Origin of the sequence: Candidatus Protofrankia californiensis (genome assembly GCF_900634765.1) — a bacterium.
GTDB classification, from domain to species: Bacteria; Actinomycetota; Actinomycetes; order Frankiales; family Frankiaceae; genus Protofrankia; species Protofrankia californiensis.
The window spans coordinates 10,456-10,926 of sequence record NZ_CAAAFT010000096.1 but is presented as its reverse complement, the minus strand read 5'-3'; the positions used below and the strand labels follow the sequence as shown (position 1 = coordinate 10,926).

At 70.7% G+C, this 471-nt stretch carries 1 protein-coding gene; it reads left to right on the top strand.

Annotated features, from left to right (window positions below; translation table 11 throughout):
• Nucleotides 1–82 precede the first annotated feature (82 nt).
• On the top strand, nt 83–471 hold a 389-nt coding region (locus DD1DGNOD_RS26585; RefSeq protein ID WP_165036460.1), incomplete at its 3' end, for a hypothetical protein.

Genomic DNA, 471 nt, shown 5'->3' with positions numbered 1-471 from the left:
GGAGCAACCGGAGCGACCATGGCCGGGCCAGCCGGGCCAGCCGGGCCAGCCGGGGCTGATCCGGGCAATCGCCGTGTTGGCGATGGGTACGGTCCTGGTCTTCGTCCTGGCGGTCGGGGCGGTCAGTGCCCAGCGGACCAGGCAGATCCGAGCGAGCGCGGCCGGCCCGCTGTTACTCGGCGACATGCGGGAGCTGGTCGCCGTCCAGCGACGGACGTCCAGGCCCGGCGACGTCCAGATCGTGATCCCCGGGCGGTGGGACGAACGGCAGTGGTACAAGGCCCAGCAGTACTACGTGCAGTACTACGCCGACTATCCAACGACGGACACGTCGGGAACGCCGGTCGCCGAGGCGAACACGCTCGTCCTGCCTCCGCTGGGCTGGGATGCCTCGATCCCGTCGTTCCTCGCCGCGCGTCCGCGGGCCGGCACGCTGTACCTGGTCACCTACAACCTGGTGTTCCCCGACGC